The organism is Streptomyces pyxinicus (assembly GCF_024753135.1).
GTDB classification, from domain to species: domain Bacteria; phylum Actinomycetota; class Actinomycetes; order Streptomycetales; family Streptomycetaceae; genus Streptomyces; species Streptomyces pyxinicus.
The window spans coordinates 61,149-83,240 of the sequence record NZ_JANUGP010000025.1 but is presented as its reverse complement, the minus strand read 5'-3'; the positions used below and the strand labels follow the sequence as shown (position 1 = coordinate 83,240).

The 22,092-nt window shown below is 73.5% G+C and carries 17 protein-coding genes; 3 read left to right on the top strand and 14 right to left on the bottom strand.

Annotation, left to right across the window (positions count from 1 at the left end; genetic code table 11):
- Positions 1 to 27 precede the first annotated feature (27 nt).
- The 11 genes from NX794_RS27100 to NX794_RS27050 form a co-directional block, all read right to left on the bottom strand.
- Positions 28 to 1,884 (bottom strand): M1 family aminopeptidase, encoded by a 1,857-nt coding sequence (locus NX794_RS27100; RefSeq protein ID WP_258781677.1) that lies wholly within the window; start codon positions 1,882 to 1,884, stop codon positions 28 to 30.
- An 844-nt stretch (positions 1,885 to 2,728) separates the two neighbouring features.
- The gene (locus NX794_RS27095) at positions 2,729 to 3,388 is read right to left on the bottom strand and encodes a maltokinase N-terminal cap-like domain-containing protein (RefSeq protein WP_258781676.1); all 660 of its coding nucleotides are present in this window, start codon (positions 3,386 to 3,388) and stop codon (positions 2,729 to 2,731) included.
- Positions 3,389 to 3,429: 41 nt separating this feature from the next.
- Positions 3,430 to 4,101, bottom strand: a complete 672-nt coding sequence (locus NX794_RS27090) for a spherulation-specific family 4 protein (protein ID WP_258781675.1) — start codon at positions 4,099 to 4,101, stop codon at positions 3,430 to 3,432.
- A complete protein-coding gene (locus tag NX794_RS27085; protein ID WP_258781662.1) occupies positions 4,098 to 5,003 on the bottom strand; it encodes an NAD-dependent epimerase/dehydratase family protein in 906 nt (301 codons plus the stop codon). The genes NX794_RS27090 and NX794_RS27085 overlap by 4 nt, the downstream gene beginning before the upstream one ends.
- Positions 5,004 to 5,010: 7 nt before the next feature.
- Positions 5,011 to 5,724 carry a nucleotidyltransferase family protein gene (locus NX794_RS27080; RefSeq protein ID WP_258781660.1) on the bottom strand — a complete coding sequence of 238 codons (714 nt, stop codon included), beginning with the start codon at positions 5,722 to 5,724 and terminating at the stop codon, positions 5,011 to 5,013.
- A 130-nt stretch (positions 5,725 to 5,854) separates the two neighbouring features.
- Positions 5,855 to 6,856, bottom strand: a complete 1,002-nt coding sequence (locus NX794_RS27075) for a GDP-mannose 4,6-dehydratase (RefSeq protein WP_258781659.1) — start codon at positions 6,854 to 6,856, stop codon at positions 5,855 to 5,857.
- 34 nt (positions 6,857 to 6,890) lie between these two features.
- Positions 6,891 to 8,288: a hypothetical protein gene (locus NX794_RS27070; protein WP_258781658.1), complete on the bottom strand. Its 1,398-nt coding sequence runs from the start codon at positions 8,286 to 8,288 to the stop codon at positions 6,891 to 6,893.
- The gene (gene pelF / locus NX794_RS27065; RefSeq protein ID WP_258781656.1) at positions 8,285 to 9,796 is read right to left on the bottom strand and encodes a GT4 family glycosyltransferase PelF; all 1,512 of its coding nucleotides are present in this window, start codon (positions 9,794 to 9,796) and stop codon (positions 8,285 to 8,287) included. Before pelF ends, NX794_RS27070 begins: the two co-directional genes overlap by 4 nt.
- 143 nt (positions 9,797 to 9,939) lie before the next feature.
- Positions 9,940 to 12,069, bottom strand: a complete 2,130-nt coding sequence (locus tag NX794_RS27060) for a hypothetical protein (RefSeq protein ID WP_258781655.1) — start codon at positions 12,067 to 12,069, stop codon at positions 9,940 to 9,942.
- Positions 12,070 to 12,466: 397 nt separating this feature from the next.
- Complete coding sequence (locus NX794_RS27055) at positions 12,467 to 12,991, bottom strand: hypothetical protein (RefSeq protein WP_258781654.1); 525 nt, start codon at positions 12,989 to 12,991, stop codon at positions 12,467 to 12,469.
- Positions 12,992 to 13,301: 310 nt separating this feature from the next.
- The gene (locus NX794_RS27050) at positions 13,302 to 14,921 is read right to left on the bottom strand and encodes an adenosine deaminase family protein (RefSeq protein WP_258781653.1); all 1,620 of its coding nucleotides are present in this window, start codon (positions 14,919 to 14,921) and stop codon (positions 13,302 to 13,304) included.
- A 220-nt stretch (positions 14,922 to 15,141) separates the two neighbouring features.
- Here NX794_RS27050 and NX794_RS27045 point away from each other — a divergent pair, with 220 nt between their 5' ends.
- Both NX794_RS27045 and NX794_RS27040 read left to right on the top strand, forming a co-directional pair.
- The gene (locus NX794_RS27045) at positions 15,142 to 15,411 is read left to right on the top strand and encodes a DUF5133 domain-containing protein (RefSeq protein ID WP_258781651.1); all 270 of its coding nucleotides are present in this window, start codon (positions 15,142 to 15,144) and stop codon (positions 15,409 to 15,411) included.
- A 141-nt stretch (positions 15,412 to 15,552) separates the two neighbouring features.
- Complete coding sequence (locus tag NX794_RS27040; RefSeq protein ID WP_258781650.1) at positions 15,553 to 16,464, top strand: SGNH/GDSL hydrolase family protein; 912 nt, start codon at positions 15,553 to 15,555, stop codon at positions 16,462 to 16,464.
- A 52-nt stretch (positions 16,465 to 16,516) separates the two neighbouring features.
- Here the strand turns inward: NX794_RS27040 and pgm are convergent, their stop codons facing one another.
- The 3 genes from pgm to proP form a co-directional block, all read right to left on the bottom strand.
- The gene (pgm, locus tag NX794_RS27035) at positions 16,517 to 18,157 is read right to left on the bottom strand and encodes a phosphoglucomutase (alpha-D-glucose-1,6-bisphosphate-dependent) (protein ID WP_258781649.1); all 1,641 of its coding nucleotides are present in this window, start codon (positions 18,155 to 18,157) and stop codon (positions 16,517 to 16,519) included.
- Positions 18,158 to 18,295: 138 nt separating this feature from the next.
- Positions 18,296 to 19,135 (bottom strand): chitosanase, encoded by an 840-nt coding sequence (locus tag NX794_RS27030; protein ID WP_258781648.1) that lies wholly within the window; start codon positions 19,133 to 19,135, stop codon positions 18,296 to 18,298.
- A gap of 135 nt (positions 19,136 to 19,270) precedes the next feature.
- Positions 19,271 to 20,809, bottom strand: coding sequence for a glycine betaine/L-proline transporter ProP (gene proP / locus NX794_RS27025; RefSeq protein WP_428985965.1), 1,539 nt, complete (start codon positions 20,807 to 20,809; stop codon positions 19,271 to 19,273).
- 180 nt (positions 20,810 to 20,989) lie between these two features.
- Here proP and mgrA point away from each other — a divergent pair, with 180 nt between their 5' ends.
- Positions 20,990 to 22,033: an L-glyceraldehyde 3-phosphate reductase gene (gene mgrA / locus NX794_RS27020; RefSeq protein WP_258781646.1), complete on the top strand. Its 1,044-nt coding sequence runs from the start codon at positions 20,990 to 20,992 to the stop codon at positions 22,031 to 22,033.
- The last annotated feature ends 59 nt before the right edge of the window (positions 22,034 to 22,092 follow it).

The window sequence follows — 22,092 nt, the reverse complement described above, 5'->3', positions numbered from 1 at the left end:
CGGCCCGGTCCGGTCAGCCGTCTCCGGTCAGCCGTCGATGCGGTGCTGGGTCCAGAAGGAGGTGAGGTCCGTGGTGGTGGCCGCCTGGGCCGCCGCCTTGAACTCGGCCGTGGTCGAGACGCCGTACCAGTGCGCGGTGGCGTAGTCCTTCAGGAGCTTCGTCATCGCGCCCTCGCCGATGAGCCGGCGCAGATCGTGCAGGGCGCACTTGCCGTAGCCGTAGACGACGGTGGAGTAGCGCGAGGAGTGGGCGTCCCAGTAGGCCATCGAGTTGGTGATCTTCTCGCCGCTGGAGGCCCAGGAGACGCTGTTCCAGCAGTTGGCGCCGGTGATGCCCTGGGCCAGGTCGGTGGCGTAGTCGGTGAACGCCTCGTCCAGCCAGGGGCTGTTGTACTCGTCGTCGCCGACGATGCCGTACCACCACTGGTGGCCGATCTCGTGGGTCAGCGCGGTGGTGCTGACCAGGTCGAGGACGAAGCCGGGGTACTCCATGCCGCCGAACCAGAAGTTGTTGTCGATGACGGCGTCCAGTTCGCCGTAGGGGTAGGCGCCGAAGCGGGACGCGTGGGCGTCCACCGCGCTCTTCGCGGTGCTCAGCATCGACTGGGCGTTGGAGGAGCTGATGCCGGAGACGGAGTACACGTTCACCGGGACGCCGCCGGGCGAGGTGCCGGAGATCTTGCTGAAGGGGCCGGCGGCCCAGGCGAAGTCGCGCACCTTGGAGGCGGTGGCCGTGGTGACCGTACGGCCGCTGGAGCCGGGGGTGTCGGTGGAGGTGCCGGTGGCCGGGACCAGCAGGCTGGTGGGGTGGTCGAGGGTCACCTTGAAGTCGGCGGCCAGGGAGTAGAAGGACTCGCCGTTGTTGGTGTACGGGTCCAGGTGCCAGCCGGCGCTGTCGCGGACGGCGAGGACGGGCAGGGCGTTCCCGATGAAGCTGAACGCGCCGTCGTGGCCGAACCGGTCGGCGCCGCTGGGCACGGTGATGCCGAGGTCGAAGCCGACGGTGGCGCTCTGGCCCTGGGCGAGCGGGGACGGCAGGTCGATCTTCAGGGCGGTGCAGGCCACCGAGAGGGCGCCGGCGGTGCCGCCGGTGACGTTGCTGACCTTGATCGGCATCGCGTCGCAGGTGCCGTGGTAGTTGTCCCACAGCCGCAGGTAGACCTCGCTGAGCGCGGTGGCGGAGGCGTTGGTGAAGGTGACGCTCTCGTGGCCGGTCCAGTTGGTGCCGGCGGTGTCGCTGCTGAGGCTGACGGTGTACGCGGGTGCCGCCGGGGTGCGGGTGGAGTCGCCCGGCGGGGTCGTGCCGCCGCCGGAGGTGTCCAGGGCGACGTCGTCGAGGACGAAGCTGGTCTGGAGGCTGGAGTCCTCGGTGCCGGTGAAGGACAGGTTCACGGTCTGGCCGGCGAACGAGGACACGTCGACCGTCTTCTGGACGTAGCCGGTGTTCTTGTTCAGGTTCGAGTAGGTGGCCAGCGTGCTGCCGCCGAGCTTCACGGTCAGCTTGTCGTACGCCGTCGAGGAGGTCGTCTCGGCGGTGTCGATGTGCAGCCAGTAGCTCAGGGTGGCGGTGGAGCACCCGGAGGGGATCGCGACGCTCTGGGTCAGGGTGTCGGTGCGGGTGCCGCCGGTGCCGTCCAGCCACGCGTAGGCGCTGCCGCCGTGCGGGGTCTGTCCGGAACGGCTGGTGATCACGCTGGACGTGGACGCGGTCCAGGGTGAAGTCCCGCTCTCGAAGCCGCCGTTGCCGACGACCTGGGCCGGGGTGCAGGCGGCCGGGGCGGTGTCGGGACGGGCGGCGGCGGGGCTGCCGGGGAGTACCAGGGCGGCCACGGCGGCGACGGTGAGCGCACCGATGCCGAGGGCCTTGTGGGGGGTCGGTCTCACACGCTACTCCTTCTGCGGCGGCCGGGATCCCGGCCGGCTCGGAGGCCGCCGGGCCGGCTGGGGTGCGCCGGTGGCGGCCGGGGGTGGGGCTTGCGCGGTGCCGTGCCGTGCCCGGGTGCCGTCGCACTCCTCTGGGGTCGGGGCGACGACTGCCGGGACGACTGCCAAAGACTGCCAGATTTGACCGGTCCATGCCAGACGTCTCCGACGGTTCGGCGGGATGGGGGGGCCGGGGTGCTGGGTTCCGGGTGCGGGGTTGCTGGGTGCGGGGTGCGGGGTGCTGGGTGCGGGGTGCTGGGCGCACGCGTATGCCGCCCGCCGCCCCTGTCGGGCGACGGGCGCCGGTTCGCGTCTGGGTGGTGTGCCGGTGGGCCGTCCGGCGCCGGGTGGGCGGCGGTGTGCCGGGCGGGGACGGGGCGGAGCGTGCGCCCGCACAGGGCGGCCACCCGGCCGGGCGGCGGATCGAAGCGCGGCACGGCAGGGTTCCGGCCGCCGGGCGACCGCGCGGAGCGGAGCCCGGCGGGGCAGGCGGGGCGGTCGGGGCAGGCGGGCGGTCGGGCGATCGGGGCAGGCGGGATAGACAGCGCAGGCGGGATAGGCAGCGCAGGCAGGGCGATGGCGCCAGGCGGGCCGCAGCGCCGGAAAGCGGGTGCCGACAGTCACCGCATGCCACCCGCCAGACGTCTCCGACAGCTCGGCGGGATGCGGAGGCCGGGCGGCGGCCCGGCCCGCGCCGGCGGCCGCCGCGCCGAGGAGCGGAGTCCGGCAGGGCAGCCAAGGCGGCGGCGCCCGGCGAGGGGTCGTAAGCCGCCGCCTGCCGTCCCTCGGTGGGCGGCGGCTGGGGTCAGGCCTTGCGCAGGGTCATCAGTACCGCCCGCAGACGCGTGTCCGCCGGGCCCTGCCAGCCCGTGGCCACGTGGCCGAGGGTGGGCTCGGGTGGCAGGGGCGGGTTCTGGTCGACGGGGGTGAGCACCCGGTGGAGATGCAGGACCGTGCCGTCGGGGGTGGGGAGGTGGGTGCCGGCGGCGTCGTCCGTCGGTGCCGGGGCCGGGGCCGGGTCGGCCGCCGTGTGGGCGGGGCCCGTGAAGGCGCGGGTCACCTCGTGGTCGGGGGTGTCGGTGATGCTCTGGGCCATCGCCGGTGCGCGGCCCTCGATCAGCGCCAGCACCTCGGTGACCAGCACCGGGTCGTGCAAGCCGTCGTAGGCCCAGCGCTTGCCCAGCACCCCGTGCTCCATGGTGCCGACGAGGGCGTGCTCGGCGCCCTCCAGCGGCGCCCCGCGATAGGTCAGCGGCACCAGGTAGGCGGTGTGCTCGGGGCTGGTGGTGTCGGTGGCCACCAGGAACTCGATGCCGACCTCACCGGCCGGGTCGTCCAGGCGGAAACCGCCGGACCGCTCCAGCACCGGGGCCGCGGAGCCCCGGTACCAGGGGCGGGTCGGCAGCCAGCCGGCGAGCAGTTCGACCTTGGTGGGCTTGAGGGTGGTGCGGTGGATGACGGCCATGCCGTGCTCTGCCTCCCCGTGGTGCGGACGTGTGCCGCCGCTCAGCCTTCCACACTGTCCGCGCCGGGCAGCGCCGGACTCAACCCGGCCCAGGGATTGGGGGGTTCGCCGGTGACCGGCCCGCACACCGCCGCGCCCCGCTCGTGCGCGGTGCGCACCGCGAGCGGCACGAGGGCCCCGGGCACGCCGTAGACCAGGTGGCAGAAGCGCTCGGGCGGATGGCGTGCCGTCCAGGTGGGCCGGGTGAACGCCGAGACGTACGTCGTCCAGTGGCCCTCGAAGGTGACGGTCAGATCGGCGAGGCGGACGTACCCGGGATCGGGGTGGACGCCCGGGTTGAGGACGACCGTGGGCGTCCCGAGCCGGCGCAGGTCCCGCACCAGGCGGCGGCAGGCCGGCAGGCCCGCCGCCGTGGCGGTGACGCGGTCGAGGAAGCAGCCGTCGGTCGCGTACCAGTCCTGGTGGCGGCGCACGTCCTCGGCGATCGCCGCCCGCTCCCGGACGCCGTAGTCGGTGTCGACGTACCCGAGCACCCGCGCGCCGGCCGCGCGCAGGGCCCGGGCCGCCGCCGCGAAGGCGGGGTCGGGCGCGGCGCCCGGTCCGCTCGCGGGGTTGAGGACGACGGCGTAGGTGCGGGCGGCCGAGGTGATCAGGCGGTGCCAGGCGCCGGGGTCCTCGGCCGGGTGCACGTAGAGCGGTATCAACAGGCTCACGGCAGGGGCCCGTTCCCCGCCCCGGCCGCCCACAGCGCGTCGAGGGCGGCGTCCAGGTCGTGGGCGGGGCGCCAGCCGAGGGCGCGTGCGGCGGCGGTGATGTCGGAGCACTGCCAGGACACGGCGGCGGAGCGGGCCGAGCCGCGCGTGTCCTCCGCCACCCGCCCCCGGAACCCGGCCCGCCGGGCGAGGCCCTGGACCAACTCCCGTACCGGTACGGCCGTTCCGCCGCCGATGTTCAGGACCGGCGGCAGGATTCCGGGACGGGTGGCGGCCAGCGCGGCGGCGTCGGCGACGTCCCGTACGTCCACGAAGTCGCGGTGGGCGGACAGGTCCCCGAGCCGCAGCACCGCCTCGGGGTCCGTCCCGGCGGAGCGCAGCAGCGCGGCCATCCGGCCGGGCAGGCCGGCCCGGGGTGCTCCGGGTCCGACCGGGTTGCCGATCCGGAGCACCACCGCGTCCAGGGCGGCGGAGGTCACCGCGACGGTGCCGGCCAGCTTCGTCGCGCCGTACGGGGTGACCGGGCAGGCGGGCGCCGTCTCCGTGACCGGGACGCCCGGGGTGCCGGGCCCGTACTCGGCGGCGGAGCCGAGGTGCACCAGGCGGGCCGTGGGCGCCGCCTCGCGCAGCGCGGCGCACAGCGCGGCGGGCCCCCGGGCGTTGGCCTCGGCCAGGGTCACGGCGTCGCCGCCGGTGGCGCCCGCGCAGTTCACCACGGCGTCGGGCGCGGCGGCCGCGAGCGTCTTGGCGAGCTGTTCCGGACGGTCACCGGCGAGGTCGATCCGGAAGTCGGCCGCCGAGGAGCGGCCGGCGGCCAGGATCCGCGTGTCCGGCAGGGCGCGCAGCCGCGCGGCCACGTGGCGGCCCAGGTATCCGGTGCCGCCCAGGACGAGAATGCGCATGCGGGACTCAGGCTCCCTTGAGCAGCAGGGACTTGCGGCTGGTGAACTCGGCGTTGGCCCGGTCGTAGTCGTCGGGGCGGCCGATGTCGAGCCAGTAGCCGTCGAAGTCGTAGGCGTGCGGCGGGTTCTGGTCCCGCAGCAGGTCGAGGACGAGCTCGTCGAAGCCGAGCGGCAGGCCCGGCGTGTAGCCGTCGAGGGTGGCGCGGCTGAGGCCGTAGACGCCCATCGAGACCCGGTAGTCCATGCTGGGCTTCTCGGTGAAGGCGACCACCTTGCTGGCGGCGGTGGTCAGGACGCCGAAGTCGATGTGCACCTTGCGGGCGTAGGTGGCGATGGTCAGGGGCGCTCCGGACTGCCGGTGCCGGTGCAGGACGTCGGCGTAGTCGAGGTCGGTGAGGACGTCGCCGTTCATCACGAGGAAGGTCTCGGGCAGCCGGTCTCTCAGGTTCAGCAGCGGGCCCATGGTGCCCAGCGGGCTCTCCTCGGTGGCGTAGTCGACGCGCATGCCCCACTGGGCGCCGTCGCCGACGTAGGCGCGGATGATCTCGCCGAGGTGGCCTATGGCGATGGTGCAGCGGGTGAAGCCGGCGGCGCTGAGCTGGCGCAGCACGATCTCCAGGATGGCGTGCTGGTCGCCGATCGGGACCAGCGGCTTGGGCAGCGCGGTGGTGTAGGGCCGCAGCCGGACGCCCTTGCCACCCGCGAGGATCACTGCGTGCATGGGGCTTCTCCTTCGAAGAAGTCGTGCCGTGACGTACCGGACGGGTCGGATGTTCGTGCCGGACGGGTCGGATGTCGTGCCGGACGGGTCGGATGTCGTGCAGGACGCGTCAGATGTCGTGCCGGACGGGTCAGATGTTGTAGATGCCGGTCTTGTAGCGCGCCAGGTTGGCGGGGTCGCGGAAGAACTCCACGGTGTGCGCGAGGCCCTGCTCCAGGGAGTGGGCCGGTTCCCAGCCGGTGGCGGCGGTGAGTCGGCCGGCGTCCGCGACGAGCCGCATCACCTCGGAGGCCGCGGGCCGCAGGCGCGCGGTGTCCTCGCGGACGTCGAGGGCGGTGTCCATGACCTTGCCGATCAGGGCGACGAGGTCGCCGACGGAGATCTCGCCACCGGTCCCGGCGTTGAAGGTGCGGCCGACGACCCGCTCGGCGGGCGCGGTGCCGACGGCGAGGAAGGCCTGTGCCGTGTCCCGGACGAAGGTGAAGTCCCGGGTGGGCCGCAGGTCCCCGAGGGTGATGACGCGCTCCCCCGCCGCCACCTGGCCGATGACGGTCGGGATGACCGCGCGCATGGACTGGCGGGGCCCGAAGGTGTTGAAGGGCCTGAGGGTGACGACGGGGGTGTCGAAGCTGGCGTGGTAGCTGTCGGCCAGCCGGTCCCCGCCGGCCTTCGAAGCGGCGTACGGGGACTGGGTGTTGATGGGGTGGTCCTCGGTGATGGGGACGGTCCGCGCGGTGCCGTAGGTCTCGCTGGTGGAGGTGTGCACGAGCCGGGGGGTGCCGAGGGCGCGGACGGCTTCCAGCACGTTGAGGGTGCCGGTGACGTTGGTGTCCACGTAGCTGTGCGGGGCCTGGTAGGAGTACGGGATCGCGATCAGGGCGGCCAGGTGGTAGGCGACGTCGGCGCCGTCGAGCAGGCCGCGCACCGAGCCGGGGTCGCGGACGTCGCCGAGGACGATCTCGACATGGTCCAGGACGTCGGGGGCGAGGGTCTCCAGCCAGCCGTAGGAGGAGAAGGAGTTGTACTGGGCCATGGCTCTGACCCGGTGCCCGGCGGCGACGAGGGCCTCGGTGAGGTGGGAGCCGATGAAGCCCTCGGCTCCGGTGACGGCGGCGAGCGGTCGGGTGGTCACGTGAACGTTCCTTCCGGTGGGTGGGATCGCGGGGTCAGGCGTGCCGGGCGGGGCGGCCGAGCAGCCGCAGCGCGCACGCCACGAGACACAAGGCGGCGCCGGCGCAGGCGAGCGGGAGTGCCCCGGCCGGGCCCGGTGGCAGGTGCAGGAGGGTGACCGCGCCGGCCGTGGCGGCGGCGGCCAGACAGATCACGGCCGGTGGCCAGGCGGTGCCGAAGGCCTGGAGCAGCAGCGCGGTCCACAGGGTGGCCGCGAGCGCCAGCAGGCCGGCCGGCGGGGCGCCGGTGAGGTAGGCGGCGGGCAGCAGCGGCAGCAGGTAGGCCAGCAGGCACAGACCGAGGACGGCCGTGGAGCGCAGCAGGAAGCCGGCGGGGGTGGCGGTCGCGCGCAGGGCGGCGACGGACAGGCCCCGGTAGCGGTAGAGCAGCCATTCGGCGGGTCCCATGCTGAGGGTCAGCACGATCACGGCGTACGGCTCCCGGCGCCCTTCGAGGAGCACGAGCAGTGCGGCGGCGAGCCCGAACAGCCCGTACGGCAGCGACCACAGCAGGGGCGGCCGCTTGCCGTCGGCGGCGGCCGGGGTGGCGAGGGCGCCGCGCAGGACGTATCCGGTGACGGCGAGGGTGGCGAGCAGGGCCAGCAGGGTGAGGCCGGTGCGCAGCGGGACGCCGGGGTCCCACCAGGGCAGGGCGGCGGCGCCCACGAGGAGCGGGGTGAGCGCGGCCAGCAGCAGCCGTTCCCGCGCCAGGACCAGCAGGACGCCGGCCGCCGCGAGGTACAGGGACTGGGCGGTGGCCGCCAGCAGCGCCGGGGCGCCGCCGGTGAGCGGCAGGGCGGTGGCGGTGGCGAGGGCCGCGCCGAGCGGGGCGCCGGTGAGCAGGGCCCGGGCGGCCTCCCGGCGGCCGGCCGCCATCCGGAGGTGCGCGCGGTGGCCGAGGCCCTGCCCCCACGCCCAGGAGACGACGCCGGCGACGACCAGGGCGGCGGCGTGCCGGCCGGGGTGCCAGAGCGGGGCGGTGAGCAGGTAGGCGAGGCCGGGCAGGGCGAACAGCACCCCGCGCAGCAGGCAGCGGACGGTGTCCGGGCGCCAGGGGTCGGCGGCCGGTACCGGTTCCGGGAAGGTGCGCGGCACCTGTTCATACAGCGCGGTGGCCAGGGAGAACAGGTTCGGGTGGCCGTAGCGTTCGGTGATCTGGCCGGCCGTCAGGCCCTCGGCCTCCAGCAGGGCGGCCACCTCGTAGGGGTGGACGGCGGGGCCGACGCGGTCGGCGAGTTCGGCGGCCAGCCGGCTCACCGCCGCCTCGTCGACGCCGTGGCCGGGCAGCCGCAGGGTGAGGGTGTGGTCGTCGCGGCGGGCGGGTGCCTCGGCGAGCCGGAGCGCGAGGGTGTCCTGTTCGGTGCCGCCGGGTTCGAGGGCCATGGGTCCGCTCATCCGGCCAGGCTCCCCGCGGCGATCCGGAGGTCCGGTCCCGGCTCGGCGGGTGCGGTGCACGGCCGGGTGTGGGCGGGCAGTTCGAGGTAGATGGAGCGGAAGGTGTCGATGGTCTGGCGCAGGGTGAACTGCTCGATCACGCGCAGCCGGGCGGCCTCCCCCATCGCCCGGCGCCGCTCGGCGTCGTCCAGCAGCTCCAGCGCGGCGGCGGCCATCCGGGCCGGGTCGCGCGGCGGTACGACGAGCCCGCTGTCGCCGACCGCCTCCCGGACCCCGCCGACGTCGGTGGAGACGGTGGCGCGTCCGCAGGACATGGCCTCGATGAGGGTGAACGGGAAGCCCTCGCTGATGCTGGAGAGCATCACGACGTTGCCGGCCGCGTAGGCGTCCTTGATGTCGTCGACCCGGCCCTCGAAGGTGACGGCATCCGCGTGGCCCAGCTCGGCCGCCAGCGCCTCGCAGCGCTCCCGGTAGGCCTCGCCGCCGCGCGGTGTGCCGCCGAACAGCCTGAGCCGGGCCTCGGGTATCTCGGCGCGGACCAGGCCGAAGGCACGGATCAGGGTCTCCAGGTCCTTGATGGGGTCGACCCGGCCGGCCCAGCTGAGGGTGGGCACGTCCGGTTCGGGTCCGGCGGGCGGGAAGGCGCCGGGGTCCACGCCGTTGTAGACGGTGCGGATCGACTCGGGGTCGGCGCCGCCCTGTTCCTCCCAGAGCCGGTTGTAGCGGTTGCCCGGGGTGATCAGGGCGGCCCGCCGGTAGCTCTCCTCGGCCAGCAGCCGGAAGAAGCCGAGCACCAGGGCCTTCACCGGCCAGCGGTACGGCGCGGTGCGGTAGCCCAGATAGCGTTCGCGCAGGTAGACGCCGTGCTCGGTGAGCAGCAGCGGGACCCCGTGGCGGGCCAGGCCGGCGAGTCCGGGCAGCACGGCGACGCCGCCGCTGACCGCGTGGGCGACACCGTGCCGGGGCGGCGGCGCGGCGAGCGGGCGCAGGGCGTGTTCGAGCAGGGCGGTGGCGGTGACCGCGTCGTGCAGGGTGGGCCGGGCCTCGCGGACCGCCAGTCCGGGGCGGTTCCAGACGGCGGCGAGCAGCGAGACGGCCCGGTCGCCGCGCAGGAACGGGCTCAGGGCGCCGTCGGCGGCGGCGCGCGCCATCGCGTAGAGCGCGGGGGCGAACCGGCCCTCGGCGGCCGGGTCGAGCAGCGCCGTCAGGAAGCGTTCGTAGGCGTCGGCCAGCCGGGCGAGGGCCCGGCCCCGGGGCGGGCGGCCGTCCGGCGGGGCGCCCCACATGGGGACGGACCGCACCTGGCGGACGTGGGCGGGCAGGTCCCAGACGACGGGTTCGCGTCCGGTGCCGGTGACGGCGACGACGTCGAAGTCCAGGTCGGGCATGCCCTGGACGAGCTGGTCGCACCAGACGCTGACGCCGCCATGGCTGTGCGGATAGGTGCCCTCGGTGAGCAGGGTGACGTGCGCGGCGCCGGGACGGCGCGCGCCGTGCTGAACGTGCATCGATTGTGCTCCACGGCCGGAGTGTGGGGTGGTCGTGCGGTCCCCGGGCGCCGGTGGGCAGCCGGGGACGCGGGCCCGCCCGGCCGCCGCCCGCCGCGGGGTGGCGGGCGGCGGCCGAAGGGGCCCCGAGGTCGGTGCGTCGCTCAGTTGTCCGGGGTGTACGGGACCTGCTTCGTCATGCCGGCCGGGACCTTGGCGCGCGGGGCGGGGCCGGTGGCCTTCGCCCCGCCCCCGGTGGTGGCGGCGGGTGCGGTCGCCGCGGCGGGCAGGGTGAAGGTGAGCGGGCTGCCGGCGGAGGCGGTCCAGCCGGAGACCGCGCCCGCGTAGGCGCTGCCGAAGGCGGTGCCGCCCCGGGTGGTGCCGGTGGGCAGGGTCGCGGTGACGGCGGTGCCGTTCGGCGCCTGGACGGTGACGGCCGTGCCGATGCGGTAGGCGGTGACCTGTCCGGCGTTCAGGGCGCTCTTCCAGGCGGCGCGGCGCTGGAGTTCCACGCCGATGTCCTTCATGCGCAGATTCACCACGGGGGTGTTGGCCGCGAACAGGGCGTCGTAGCCGTCGAGTACGCCGTCCAGGACCGGGTAGGCGAGGCGGTCCTCGGCGAGGTTGGACTGGTGGATGAAGTGCGGCTTGGGGTCGTTGGACAGGACGTGGCCGAGGGCGGTCCGGGTCTCCAGCGGCACGATGTAGTCGGTGTACCCGGTGCTGGTGTCCAGCGGGGCCGGCAGGCAGGTGGTGGTCGCGGGGTTGTCCTCGCAGACGCCGCTGCCGCCCTGGGCGCGGCTGGTGTAGAGCCAGTTGTACTCGTCGACCTGTTCGCCGGCCCGGCCCGCGTTGTAGAAGACGTTCATCGGGTAGCGGGCGACCGTGGTGGCGGGGCCGACCTGGCGCTGTTCGGGGTCGCGTGAGTTGTCCGAGGCGAGCCACTTGACGCCGTCGTCGGTGAGGGCGAGCGCCAGGTTGGGGTTGTCCTGGGGCTGCTGCGGCAGGATGCGCAGGCCCGAGTGCTCGCCGGTGACCAACTCCTGGGTGTCCAAGGGGAGTCCGGCGGCCTGGCCCCAGGCGCGGTTGGTGGCGATCTCGTCGTTGATGGTGGCCCGGCTGACCCACTTGGTGCTGCCGTCGGCGTTGGTCTCGCAGGTCCAGGGCACGACGGTGACGTTCTGCTCGCAGCCGAGGAAGGCGTGCGTGTAGGTGTGGTTGACCCAGCGGAACTGGTTCCGGTCGGCGATGAGCTTGTCGGCGAGCAGGTCGACACCGCCGTTGTCCTCGCGCTGGTCGACGCTGCCGGCGCCGTTGTAGACCATGTCGAGGGTGAAGTGGTGGCCGGCCTGCCAGGCGGTGGCGTGGTCCACGTCGGCCGGGGTCATCCGGATCGGGTCGGGGGTGCCGGAGCCGTTGACGCAGTCCACGTCCCCCGGGGTGCAGTTGAGCTGGGTGTCCCAGCGGTCGTCGGCGGCGAACACGTCGTCCACGTGTACGGCGAAGTAGTTGCGGGAGGCGCCGAGGTGCACCCCGCCGGTCATCCACTCCACGATGCCGCGGGCCAGCAACCGGAACTGCTGCTGGTACTGGTTGTAGACGAAGGTGACGACCAGTTCGCGGCGCCCGTCGTGCCGGTACTCGCCGACCAGGGAGCCCTGCCGGGTGGTGCCGGGGATGGTGGCCTGGACGTACGGGGTGAAGTCGGCGCCGGGTGCCGGGGTGGAGAGGTAGGCGTAACTCTCGCCGACCGAAGGCGAGTTGTCCTCGAAGGGCACCGAGCCGTCCAGGTAGCCGAAGGCGCCGGCCTTTCCGGCGGCGGTGACCTGGGCCGTGGTGCCGTCGACACTGCCCGCGTAGCCGCCGGACGCGGGCACCTGGAGGCCGGTCTGGGGGCGGGCGTAGGTGTAGGCGTCGACCTGCGGGATCGCGTACGTCTGCTCGTAGGCGGCGAGCGCGGCCATCTCGGCGCTGCCGGCCGCGAACGGGTTGTCGTTGGGCAGCACGACGGCCTGGAACTTGGCGCGGGGGCGCCCGTCGACGGTGTCCGCGAGGAAGGCGGCGTCGATGACGGGCCGCCCGGCGCTGCCGAGGTCGACCTTCGTGTAGGGCGTGCCGTCGGCGTCGAGTTCGGCGGTGATGGCGGCGGTGGCCGGTCCGCCGTCGCTCACCACGAGGACCCTGAGGTCGATGCGCGGTGTCGTGGTGTCGGCCTGGGCCGGTGCGGCCCCCAGGCCGAGCGCGGCGATGAGCGCGCCCACCGTCAGGACGGTGGTGCGTGTGGTCCGCTTCATGCGGTGAAGTCCCCTCCCCGGGCAGGGGTGAGCACGGCTCCAGTGGAGCGGACGCACCCCCTTGCACGGCGCCGGCGTCCCCCTCAGAAGCCGGTCGTCGTCCATCCGTCGCGACACATGGTGATGGCTGTGTGCAGCTTTTGTGGTCGTGTTACGAAACCTGACGGAAAAGTGCAGGTGTCCGGTCGCCTTCGGAGGCAACCCGGAAGGCCGTTCCTCCGTCGTCCCGCGAGGGGGTCGCGGCGACGGCGGGGGGCTCGGACCGCTGGTCCGGCGGCGGCACCCCGCCCGGTTGACCGGGCGGGGTGCCGAGCGGGGTGCCGGTGCCCGGCAGGGTGGCGGAGGGTGGCGGGGAGGCCGGTTTCGGATCGTCGCCACCCCGCCGTCGCGGGGTCCGTCAGGCGCAGAGCACGCGGGTCTCGGGCGTGTAGACGGGCCCGCCGTTGGTGTTGCCGCTGTCGCTGAACTCGGCGTAGTAGTACGAGTAGAAGCCGATGTTGCCGTTGCAGCCGGAGTCGGCGGCGACCTGGAGGGTCAGCGTGACGGTACGGCTCTGACCGGGCGGGATGGTGGCGCCGTAGTTGCCGCCGAGGTTGCTCGGACCGGTGCCCGAACAGGGGGTGGCGCCGGCGGCGGTGGCCAGGCTGCACCCGGTGAAGCTGTACTTCAGGTCGGGGCGCTGCGTGGTCAGCCAGGTGGGGTCGATGCTCTGGTACACGAACCAGATGTCATAGGTCCGGTTGTTCGTGAGCGTCATCGACAGCTGCACCGTGCCACCCGGGGTGGTGGTGGCACTGCTGGTGCTGAAGGTGAGCGCGGCGGGCGCGGGGTCGGCGCCGGCGGCGGGGGCCAGGCCGAACACGGCGAGGACGAAGGCGAGGACGGCGGTGAGCCCGAGGCGTCTCATCAGAGGTGATCGCATGGCCCGGGAGGCTAGGCACGCGCTCCCGGCGCCGTCTGCCCCACCGGACCCGCCCGGAACGGAGATCGGCCGAAAGTGATCGTTACGTGAAGGACTCATGAGGAACCCGTGAGGGCTTGTCACGTGCCGTCCGCACATCCCCGGAGGGTGTCGATGGCTCCCAGGGCGATCCGGACGCCGGTGCCGCTATTGGCGCGGACATGACGCATCGCACGCGACGGAACGACACCTACCGCTTGTGACCTGGTCCCCTTCTCGGCCAAAAAACGCTTTCCGGCCCGGAGTCGGGGTGGTCCGGGCCGGGAGGGGATCAGCGCACCGCGCGCTCGTGGGAAGACTCGAAGGCGGCGAAGGCGGCCTCCTGACGCCATTCGACACGGGCCTTCGGGCTGTCCGCGAGCAGGTGTCGGCAGGCGCCCCCGCGCACCGGCAGGCCGGGGCGTTCGGCGCGGCAGGCGGCGACCGGCCGGTAGCCGCCGGCGGTCGGGCCGTCCTGCCACAGGCTCGCGCCCGGCAGGAAGCCGTACTCCAGCGAGGCGCGGGCCAGGTCCTTCAGCTCGGGGTAGCGCAGGCCGTAGGTCTCGGAGGCGTACCGGTACTCGTGGCTGATGTCGATCCGGGAGACTCCCGGGTCGTCGGTGGCCAGGACCACCGGGACGCCGTAGCGGCGGTAGACCGTGAAGGGGTGGTCGGCGCCCCGGACGCCGAGGATCTGGGCGTTGCTGGAGAAGGGGACCTCCACCGCCACGCCGCGGGCCGCCATGGTGCGGGCGGTGCGCCGCCAGTCGTCCTCGTGGACGAGGTCGACGCCGTGTCCGACCCGCTCGGCACGGGCGACGTCCACGGCCTCCCCGATGTGGAACGCCAGGTCCTCGGGCTTGACCAGTCCCGGCCACAACTCGCCCGCGTGCAGGGTGACATGGGCCTTCGGGTACTGGGTGCGCAGATAGCCGGCCATGCGCATCTGGAGACGGTAGTCGCGCAGCGCGACCTCCCCGTCCTCGGGCTGGACGAGGTTGACGGCGACGAACCGGGGGTCGGCCTCGGCCAGCCGCATGCCGAGCGCGAGTTGGGTGAAGACCCGCTCGGGCGCGCTACCCCGGGAGGCCTGGGAGATCCAGCGGACGGTGAGCCCGCAGGCGGGCCGGGCGTCGGCGGTGCCGCAGCGCTCGGCGGACCGGAACTCGGCGTCGCCGTCGTCGGCCTCCGTACGCGCCTCGGCGACGAGCCGGTCCAGTCTGCCGCCCGCGACCAGTCTCCGGTGCAGGGCGGCCAGGTCGTCGTCCCAGCCGATCTCGGCGGCGAGCTTCTTCGCGCCGTCGGAGGCCGGGGTGACCATGGTCTCCAGGTAGAACTGGTTCTCGCGTACGGCGGTGTCGGCGACGTCGGCGAGCAGCTTGCCCCGGTGCCGCCAGGTGACCTCGCCGAACTTGCCGAAGGTGTCGAAGAAGTGGTCGTGGCCGTTGCCGTCCGGTGGGAAGTCCTGCATGGACCAGGCCCGCACGAGCGCGGTGCGGAAGGCGCGGTCGGTGCGGGCGTCGGCGGCCGGGCGGGTGCCGGCGCCGCAGGGCGGGGCGACGGCGGTCAGGGTCTTCGTGTCGACGCAGAGGCCGTCCTCGGCGGCCAGCTCGATCAGGTACTCGGTGGTCACCGCGCCGGACAGGTGGTTGTGCAGGTCGCCGCCCTTGGGCAGCCTCCGGAAGAAGTCGACCAGGGCCGCGGGCCGGTGCCGCACGGACCTCAGGTAGGCGTCGGTGCGGGACTCGGCCGCGGTGACCGGGCGGGGCGCGGCGGGCCGGTCGTCCCGCTGGGCCGGCTGCGCGGCGGCGGGCAGGGCGGGCAACGCGGACAGCAGGGACAGGACGCTGAGGGTGCCGAGCGCGGCCGGAACGACGCGGCGGCGCACGGCACTTCGGGGTTGGGGGCTCACACGCGCATGATCACGGACGGGACCCGGCGGGATCGCCGCGCCGGGCGGACGGCGGCCGGAGAGCACCCGTCCGGCTGAGGCCGGGGGAAGGCCAGGGGTGGGCGGGGGCCTCTCCCGGCCGGCCCGCGAATCCGCACGATCAATGGGGCATGTGGGTGACGGGCAGGGGTATGCGGGCCCCGACCTCACCCGTCCCACGTCCTCTCCGAAGGCGGCACGCATGCTGATGGCACACCCCGCGGTACTCCAGGACCTCATCGCCCAGTACGAGGCCCTGACGCTGCTCGGCGCCGAGGAGAGCACCTCGCAGGCGCGGCAGCGGCTCGCGGACATCTCCTACACGCTGTGTGTGGCCACCGGCACCAAGGACGTCGACATGGCCCTGATCGCCGCCCGGCACCGCCTCTCCGGCGCCCGTCCCGAGGACGACTCGCTGCTGCGGGCCGAGATCCCGGCACCGTCGGCGAGCGCGCCCGTCCCGGTTCACTGAGCCCTCCCCTCCCCCAACTCGTCCCCTCCCGCTTCTGGTCGGCGCGGTCCGCCGGGCGGTATACAGGCGCAGTCGAACGCGTGCGCACCGCTCACCGGTGCGGCCCGCGTGGTGCTGTACCGGCCTCAAGGGGGAGGATCCATGGCGGACGAGACAGGTGCGGCGGGTACGGCGGGACGCCGGCGGCGGGCCCGCGCACTCGGGGCGGCGCTGGGCGGCTGCGCGCTCGTCGCCGCCTCCGCCGTACCGGCCGCCGCGCACTCCGGCGGACCCGGGCACCGGCTCGCGTACGTGGCACTCGGCGACTCCTACACCTCGGGCCCCGGCATACCCACCCAGGTGGACGCCGGCTGCGCCCGCTCGGACCACAACTACCCCTCCCTGGTGGCGGACCGGCGCCGCGCGACGTCGTTCACGGACGTCAGCTGCGGCGGCGCCACGACAGCGGAGATGTGGCGGGCACAGGGCGGCAACGGCCCGCAGCTCGACGCGCTGCGCAGGAACACGGACCTGGTGACGGTGCAGATCGGCGGCAACGACGTCGGCTTCGGCACGATCATCGCCACCTGCGCCGGACTCGCCGCGCGGGACCCGGCGGGCAACCCCTGCGAGCGCTCGTACCAGGCGTCCGGGTACGACGAGCTGACCCGGACGATCGCGCGGACCGCGCCGAAGGTCGACCGGGTGCTGCGGGCCGTACGCGCCCGCGCCCCGCACGCCCGGGTGGTCGTCGTCGGCTACCCGGACCTGCTGCCCGACGACGGCAGCGGATGCTTCCCGCAAGTCCCGTTCGCCCGGGGCGACTTCCCCTACCTGCGCGACACCGAGAAGCGGCTGAACCTGATGCTGCGCCTGGTGGCCGGGGTGAACCGCGCCGACTACGTCGACACCTACGGCCCGACGGTCGGCCACGACATGTGCAAGGCGCCCGGTGACCGCTGGATCGAGCCGCTCCAGCCGGCCGCGCCCGCCGCCCCGGCCCACCCCAACGCCACCGGCGAGGCGGCCATGGCTCGGGCGGTGCTGGACCGGGGGCGCGGGCACCACCGCTGACCGGACGGCGGCCTCCCCGCACTCCTGTGACGGAGGCCGCCGTGACCGGGTGTCAGCCGCCGAGCGCCGCCGACACCACCGCCTGGGCCTCCTCCTGCACCCGGGCCAGGTGGTCGGCGCCGAGGAAGGACTCGGCGTACACCTTGTAGACGTCCTCGGTGCCGGAGGGCCGGGCGGCGAACCAGGCGTTCTCGGTGCTGACCTTGATGCCGCCGATGGCCGCGCCGTTGCCGGGCGCCTCGGTGAGGACGGCGGTGACGGCCTCGCCGGCCAGGGTGTCGGCGGTGACCTGCGCCGGGGACAGCTTGCCGAGCAGCGCCTTCTCCTCGCGGGTGGCGGGAGCGTCGATGCGGGCGTAGGCGGGGGCGCCGAAGCGCTCGGTCAGATCGGCGTAGTGCTCCGAGGGCGTGCGGTCGGTGACGGCCGTGATCTCCGAGGCGAGCAGGGCCAGGATGATCCCGTCCTTGTCGGTGGTCCACACCGAGCCGTCCCGGCGCAGGAAGGACGCGCCGGCCGACTCCTCGCCGCCGAACCCGAGGTCGCCGGTGACCAGTCCGTCCACGAACCACTTGAAGCCGACCGGCACCTCGACCAGCCGGCGGCCGAGGTCGGCGGCGACCCGGTCGATCATCGTGGAGGACACCAGGGTCTTGCCGACGCCCGCCGCCTGCGGCCACTGCTCGCGGTGCCGGAAGAGGTAGGAGATGGCGACGGCCAGGTAGTGGTTGGGGTTCATCAGGCCGGCGTCCGGGGTGACGATGCCGTGCCGGTCGGCGTCGGCGTCGTTGCCGGTGGCGATGCGGAACCGGTCGCGCTGCTCGATCAGGGAGGCCATCGCGTAGGGCGAGGAACAGTCCATCCGGATCTGGCCGTCCCAGTCCAGCGTCATGAACCGCCAGGTCGGGTCGGTGCGCGGGTTGACCACCGTGAGGTCGATGCCGTGCTGCTCGGCGATCCGGCCCCAGTAGGCCACCGAGGCGCCGCCGAGCGGATCGGCGCCGATGCGCACCCCGGCGGCGCGGATCGCGTCGAGGTCCAGCACGCTCGGCAGGTCGGCGACGTAGCTGCCGAGGAAATCGTAGCGGCCGGTCGTGTCGGCGGCGAGCGCGCGGGCGTAGGGCACCCGGCGTACGTCCTTCAGACCGCCGGCGATGATCTGGTTGGCGCGGTCCTGGATCCAGGAGGTGGCGTCGGAGGCCGCGGGGCCGCCGCTCGGCGGGTTGTACTTGAAGCCGCCGTCGGCGGGCGGGTTGTGCGAGGGGGTGACGACCACGCCGTCCGCGCGGTGGCCGGCGCGGCCCCGGTTGTGGGCGAGGATCGCGTGTGAGACGGCGGGGGTGGGCGTGTAGCCGTCCTCGCTGTCGACCAGGACGTGGACCCCGTTGGCCGCGAACACCTCCAGCGCGGTGGTCCTCGCGGGCTCCGACAGCGCGTGTGTGTCGGCGCCGAGGAACAGCGGGCCGTCGGTGCCCTGTTCCGCGCGGTACTCGCAGATGGCCTGGCTGGTGGCGGCGATGTGGTCCTCGTTGAAGGCCGTCGCCAGGGACGAGCCCCGGTGCCCGGAGGTGCCGAACGCCACCCGCTGTCCCGGATCGGCCGGGTCCGGGTGCAGCGCGTAGTACGCCGTGACCAGCCGGGCCACGTCGACAAGGTCCTCGGGACCGGCCGGCCGGCCGGCTCGCTCGTGCGGCATGAGTCCGCTCCTCCGCATCGTCAGTTCGAACACTCACCGTCCATCTTTCCTCGTCAGGCCGGTGCCATGCGAGTGCGCCCCGCCCGGTGATCCAGGGCTGCGGTCTTCCCGCGCGCTTCCCGGGTCCTGGTCGCCCGCTCAGCCGAGGTGGTAGCTGTCGCCGTACACCTTCCAGTCCAGCGGAGTGTTCAGGTCGAGGTTGCCGTCGCGCAGGAAGACCCGCTGGGCGGTGTCGACGCGGCTGGTGTCGCTGTGTGCCTCCTCCTGCCTCATCGCCCACACCCGGGCGTCCAGGAAGGCGTTGAGGTACGCCGTCTCGCCGCCGCCCTGGGCCGGTGGCCTGGCGGTGCGCAGGGCGCGGGCCCGGATGCCGCGGAAGCTGGTGGGGTCGTCGCCGTCGCCGTGCATGACGAGGGCGTCGTAGTAGGCGAACTGGCCGAGCGCGCGCAGTCCGTCGGTCTTGCCCCGGGCGACGGCGGGGTTGAAGTAGACGCGGTCCCGTTCGTCGTTCTGGGCCTGCTGGAAGGCGGTGTCCTCAGCGGCCCTGCGCCAGTCCCCGGGGTAGTCGGGGTCGAGCCCGGTGTGGGAGTCGGTGCCGTTCACCTCGCGCAGGGCGGGCAGGTACCGGGCGAGGACGTTGCCCGGCCTGCGGTCGGCGTAGAGCTGGACCAGGTCGAGCATGTCGCCGGTGCCGGAGCAGAAGCCGATGATGCCGGCGGTGTAGCCGCGGCCATCGCCGATGTCCTCGATGTACCGGTACTGAGCCTTCCAGTCGAGCGAGGAGTTCTCCGCGCTCGACACGAGCTTCATCGCCGTCTCCTTCTTCGCCGGGTCGTCCAGGCCCGGTGCCGCCGCCGGTGCGGCGATGGCACGCCGGCCGGTGAAGAAGGCGCCGACGACGATGACGCCGAGCGCGGCGACGGCCGAGCGGCGGGAGAGGGGTGCGGGGGCTGCTGTGTCGCGGTCTGCGTGCGCCACGGGGGCTCCAGGGGAGTGTGGGGGGCGGGTGGTTGGTCCGTACCGACACTGGTAGGAAAGTTTCCTATCAGAGCCGGGACGGACCGGTAACCCGGCACGCGAGAAGTTCGTGGGATCGGACAGCGGCCGGTGCGGTCAGTGGTGCCGCGCCTCCTCCCGCCGCTTCGCGAGGGCGTACAACTCCTTCGAGGTGCTGATGAGTTCGCGCCGCTCCTCGCGCGAGCCGACCATCGGCTGCGAGCCCTTGAGCGGCACCTGGGCGCTCTCGGGGAGGAACTTGACGGTCACCAGGCCGATGACACCGGCCAGCATCAGGTAGTAGGCGGGCATCAGGTCGTTCCCGGTGGCGTCGACCAGCGCGGTGGTGACCAGCGGTGTGGTGCCGCCGAACGCGGCGACGGCGATGTTGAAGCCGATGCCCATGGCCGCGTACCGCACGGCGGTCGGGAAGAGCGCGGGCAGGGTCGCCGCGCTGGGCGCCGCGAAGCAGGCGAGCAGCGTGGACAGCAGCAGCACGCCGAGGATCGGCAGCCAGGTGCCGTGCGCCTTGATCAGCAGGAAGGACGGTACGGCGAGTACGATCATCGCGGCGGCGGCGACGCCGTAGACGGGCCGCCGCCCGACCCGGTCACTGAGCCGGCCGATGAACGTGATGAGCACGACGATCCACACCATGCCGATGAGCACCAGGACGTCGGCCGATCCGCTGGAGCGGTTGAGGGTCTCGGTCTGATAGGTCGGCAGGTAGCCGGTGACCATGTAGTTGGTGACGTTGTAGAGCAGCACCAGACCCATGCAGATGAGCAGCGGACGCCAGTGCTTGCGGACGATGTCCTTGAACTCGCTGCCCGCCGACTCCTGCGCGAGGCTCTTCTCGTGCTCGTCCAGCTGCTGCTGGAAGGCCGGGGACTCCTCCAGCTTGAGCCGCATGTAGAGGCCGATGGCCCCGAGCGGACCGGCGATCAGGAAGGGGATGCGCCAGCCCCAGGAGAGCATCTGGCCGTCCGTCAGCGCCAGGTTGAGCACGGTGACCAGCGCCGAGCCGAGCGCGTACCCGACGAAGGTGCCGAAGTCGAGCCAGCTGGAGAGGAATCCACGCCGGCGGTCGGGCGAGTACTCGGCGACGAACGTGGTGGCGCCGCCGTACTCGCCGCCGGTGGAGAAGCCCTGGACCATCCGGGCCAGCAGGAGCAGCACCGGCGCGGCGATGCCGATCGTCGCGTAGCTGGGGATCAAGCCGATGGCGAAGGTGCCGGCCGCCATCATGATCATGGTGGTGGCGAGCACCTTCTGCCGGCCGATCCGGTCGCCGAGCGGCCCGAACACCAGTCCGCCGAGGGGCCGCACGACGAAGGCGGCGGCGAAGGTCGCGAAGGACGAGATGAGCTGGGCGGCCGGGGAGGCGCCCGGGAAGAAGACCTTGCCGATGGTGGCGGCGAGGTAACTGTAGACGCCGAAGTCGAACCACTCCATGCAGTTCCCGAGCGCGGACGCGCCCACGGCACGCCGCAGCAGCGGGGGTTCGACGACCTGGACGTCGTCCTTGCCGAAGGCCCGGCGGTTGCGCCGCAGCCTGCGGGTCAGTTCTTCGCGGACCTGGCGCGGCAGGCGCCCGACGGCACCGGGTACCCGGTGCCTGGTCTGCTGTTCTCCCTCGGGTGTCGTACCGCTCACGAGGGCCTCCGTATCTCTCGTACCACTGATCACCGCCTGCCCCGGCGGCCGATTCAGAAACGGAACGGCACAATCCCATCCACGGTGACGGTTGGACTTGCGCCCGCACGCGGCGGAGGCTGGAAAGGCCCGCGCGCACCCGTACGGGCACCCCTACGGCACCTCCCGGAGAAGAACCAGATGACGTACGTCGCGGACCCCGCTCGCTACGACGGCACCATGCGCTACCGGCGCACCGGCCGCTCGGGACTGGACCTGCCCGTCCTGTCGCTGGGCTACTGGCACAACTTCGGCGACGACCGCCCCTTCGAGACGCAGCGCGAGATCGCCCTGCGCGCCTTCGACCTCGGGATCACCCACCACGACCTGGCCAACAACTACGGGCCGCCCTACGGCTCGGCCGAGGAGAACTTCGGCCGGCTGCTGCGGCAGGACCTGGCTCCCTACCGGGACGAGCTGGTGATCTCCACCAAGGCCGGCTGGGACATGTGGCCCGGCCCCTACGGGCAGGGCGGCGGCTCGCGCAAGTACGTGCTGGCCTCACTGGACCAGTCGCTGCGCCGGCTGGGCGTGGACTACGTGGACGTCTTCTACTCCCACCGTCTCGACGCGAGCACGCCGCTGGAGGAGACGATGGGCGCGCTCGACACCGCAGTATGCCAGGGCAAGGCGCTGTACGTCGGCATCTCCTCCTACGACGCCGAGCGCACCCGGCAGGCCGCGGCGATCCTGCGGGAGCTGGGCACGCCGCTGCTGATCCACCAGCCGTCGTACAGCATGCTCAACCGCTGGATCGAGACCGACGGACTGCTGGACGCGGCCGAGGAGGAGGGCTTCGGGGTCATCGGGTTCACCGCGCTCGCCCAGGGGCTGCTGACCGGGCGCTATCTGGAAGGTGTGCCGGAGGACTCCCGGGCGGCGCAAGGCACGTCCTTCGACCCGGCGTGGCTGACGGACGACATGCGCGGGCGGCTGCGCGCGCTGAACGAGGTCGCGGCCCGCCGCGGGCAGAGCCTCGCCCAGCTCGCACTGGCCTGGGCGCTGCGCGACGAGCGGGTGACCTCGCTGGTCATCGGGGCCTCCCGGGTCGAGCAGCTGGAGCAGAACGTGGCCGCGCTGGAGAACACGGACTTCAGTGCCGAGGAGCTGGCCGAGATCGACAAGCACGCCACCGACGGCGGCGTCGACCTGTGGCGCGAGGCCCGGCTCGGCACCCTGGGGTGAGCATGGCACTCGGTGCCGCGGAAGTGCGGCACCGAGTGGCTTGCACCTCTGGACATAAG